Origin of the sequence: Arthrospira sp. PCC 8006 (assembly GCF_046480465.1) — a bacterium.
GTDB classification, from domain to species: Bacteria; Cyanobacteriota; Cyanobacteriia; order Cyanobacteriales; family Microcoleaceae; genus Limnospira; species Limnospira platensis.
Window position 1 is genome coordinate 1 of the sequence record NZ_PKGG01000348.1, and the last position, 3,473, is coordinate 3,473.

The following is a 3,473-nucleotide window of genomic DNA, read 5'->3' on the forward strand; positions in this document are numbered from 1 at the left end:
GAAAATAATACCACAGAAAAAACTCGGTTTAAACTTCCCCGAATTCTGGGAAATATAGCCCGGTTATCTCCGTTAAAAGTAGAAGCTGAACCCTCGCCAAATGGGCTTAATTCAGAGATTATCTCCCCAGAATATTCCTCAGAAAGAGATAGCAATCAAAAGGCGATCGCTAACCCCCAACCCCGACCAACCATTGCCGCAACTCTCCCCCAATCAGCAGAATATAGTGTCAATAATACCCTAGATAATTGGTTAAATGGCATAGAAATTTCCCCCCAATTTAGTCAATCTCAACCCGTCATTAATTCCCCTCAAAATGAAAGTACACCCTCCCCAGAAATTCCCCAGTTTATCCCAGAAAATCAAGAGAATGGTGTCCAATTAACTATACAAGATGTGGTATTTCTGACCCTGGCTAATAATAGAAACATTAAAAATCAGTACCTACAACGAATTATACAGCGTCGAGATTTACAAGTAGCCGAAGATAAATTTTCCCCAGAGTTTACCCCCAATTTATCAATTGAATGGCAAGATATTCAACAGGGGGGACAAAGTATTTCTATGACATCAGGCTTAGTTTTAGGAGCCCAAATGGTTATCAAAATTCCCACAGGGGGAGAGTTAAATATGGGCTGGACAGGTCGCGGCGAAAGACAAGGAAGCAGCTTTAATGCGGAAAATAGATTAAGACAGAATTTAGAATTATCCTTCCGACAACCCCTTTTAAGAGATGGTGGGATGGAAGTAAATCGCGCCTCGATTAAAATTGCTCGCCTTGATGAAGCGATTAATATTTTAAACCTCAAAAATACTTTGATTGACCAAATCACCGAGGTAATTTTAGCCTATAGAAATTTAATCCAAGCCCAGGAAAGGGTCAAAATTCAAGCGCAGTCCTTGGCTTCCTCTCAACAACAAGTAGAAAACACTCAGTTTTTAATCAATGTAGGTCGTCTTCCGGCTATTGACTTAATCCCCGCCCAACGCGGAGTTAAAAATAATGAAATTAGCCTTTTAGATGTTCAAAATAACCTGAAAAGACAACAATTAGCATTATTGAATATTCTGGATTTGGAGCAGGATATTATTCCGGTGGCTGTCCAAATCGATTTGGATGAACTAGCCATGCCAGAATTTCCAGAATTTCGCGAAATTGCTTTAGTAAATAGACCGGATTATTTACAAGCAAAACTAGAAATAGAAAAGGCAGAAACTGCTTTAATAGTAGCTGAAAATAATCGGCGATGGCAGATTGATTTTGATACAGTAATTCGACACAACCCCTCCGCCAATCTTGTGGAAGATAGAACGGAATTAAGGGCGGGAATTGTGTTTAGTAAAGAATTGGGCGATCGCACTATTGAACAAGAGTTTGAACGCCGTCGCATTAGTCTAATTCAAGCCCAAAACGATTTGGAAGAAGAAAGACAACAAATTGATATTAATGTAGCTAATGCTGTGCGGGATGTTCGGGATAATTATCAAAAATTAGAGTTGGCTAAAGAGTTGACAGAATTGAGGAGACAGGAACTAAATAACGAAGAAGAAAAGATTAGGCTAGGTGTCGGGAATACTTCGGTAGTCGATTTGGTCCGGTTTCAAGATGATTTAGTTAACGCCCAAAATGCGGAATTAAATGCCCAAATTGATTACCTCAACTCTTTAACTGAATTAGACCGAATTTTAGGCACAACCTTAGAAAGATGGGATATTATTGTGGAAACAGACAGTAAAATTTAAAAATCTATGGTTATTGAATTAATTTGTGAAGAGCAAGATGGGGAAAATCAACGCCTGGATAGGTGGTTATCAGAAAGGGTGCAGCAGTTGTCTAGATCCCGTTTACAAGCCTTAATTTCGTCGGGTCATGTTTGGGTAAATAATTCMCCCTGTACCTCCAAAAAGGCTACAGTTCAAATTGGCGCTCGCATTCAAGTGGAAATCCMCCCAGCCATTCCCTTGGAATTAAAGGCTACTAATATCCCCCTAGATATACTCTATGAAGACGAAGAACTACTCATCATAAATAAACCGGCTGGCTTGGTAGTTCATCCAGCCCCAGGACACGCAAACGATACCCTAGTCAACGCCCTATTAGCCCATTGTGAAACCTTAGCTGGTATTGGCGGCGTACAGCGTCCCGGCATAGTTCATCGCCTAGATAAAGATACCACGGGAGTGATCGCGATCGCCAAAACTGACCACGCCCACCAACACCTACAGGCTCAAATTCAGGCTAAAACCGCCCGCCGCCAGTATTTGGGCATCATTTATGGTGTCCCTAAAACTACCTCCGGTGTCATTGACCAGCCTATAGGTCGCCACCACAGCGATCGCAAAAAAATGGCAATTGTACCCGAACACCAAGGCGGACGTAGCGCTATCACCCGCTGGCAGGTCCAGGAACGCCTGGGAAACTATACTTTGATAGAATTTGAACTAGAGACAGGTCGCACCCACCAAATTCGCGTTCACAGCGCCAGCATTGGTCATCCTATCGTGGGCGATCGCGTCTATGGAAAAGGTCGCTCCGTAGGAGTCAACCTCCCCGGACAAGCCCTTCACGCCTGGAAACTGACGCTACAGCATCCCACTTCCGGGGAATTAATAGAAGCGATCGCCCCCCTACCTCACACCATGACGACTCTATTAAAGGTTTTACGCGATCGTTAATTATCAATCAGCGCGTGAGTTGACCCTGGGAGCAGGACTTGGGTTGCTTTTTCAATTTACCTCTGTTATCATGAAAGATGATCGCGTAGGTAAAATATATCATAATTTACCCCCACCTGTCAACCCATCCCTGTTGATCTTGGTTGTTGGCTGGTCAAATAGTTAGCAACATCTTTTAACAGTATTAGCTACCACATTAGCATGATTAAATGTTAAGTTTAAGGTAGAGCAAAACACGGCTAGAAAACCCAACAGGGGCGAAATGACTGAATCTTTAGATTTACTTAAAGATTTTTTTTCCCCCAGAAAAGCTAGAAACTATCGACAATAAGGTTAAATATGTCCAGGTATGATTCCCATTTACGGTGTTCTTTTTGTGGCAAATCTCAGGAACAAGTTCGCAAGTTAATCGCAGGCCCCGGGGTCTATATCTGCGATGAGTGTGTGGAACTTTGTAATGAAATCCTGGAAGAAGAGTTTTCAGAAAGGGCTGGAAATAAACCACAACCGGGTCTAGGTGTAGAAACTAGACCATCTCCTTCCCCAACGAGACTAACACCCCTAACAGAACTTCCTAAGCCAGTGGAAATCAAACAGTACCTGGATCAGCACGTCATTGGCCAAAACAATACCAAAAAAGTCTTATCAGTGGCAGTCTACAATCACTACAAGCGTCTTAGTGTAGATGCCGAAAACATTAGCAATCAAGGCTTTGACGAAACCCAAGGCTATAGCGACGAGCAGGTAGAATTACAGAAGTCGAATATTCTACTAATGGGGCCGACTGGATGTGGTAA

Annotated in this window: 3 protein-coding genes; all 3 read left to right on the forward strand. The window is 42.5% G+C overall.

Features of this window, described 5'->3' with window-relative positions:
- Positions 1–1,743: TolC family protein (locus B9T16_RS26975; protein ID WP_410246205.1), on the forward strand; the 1,743-nt coding region annotated here is incomplete at its 5' end.
- A gap of 6 nt (positions 1,744–1,749) precedes the next feature.
- Complete coding sequence (locus B9T16_RS26980) at positions 1,750–2,676, forward strand: RluA family pseudouridine synthase (RefSeq protein WP_410246206.1); 927 nt, start codon at positions 1,750–1,752, stop codon at positions 2,674–2,676.
- A gap of 339 nt (positions 2,677–3,015) precedes the next feature.
- Positions 3,016–3,473: ClpX C4-type zinc finger protein (locus B9T16_RS26985; protein ID WP_410246207.1), on the forward strand; the 458-nt coding region annotated here is incomplete at its 3' end.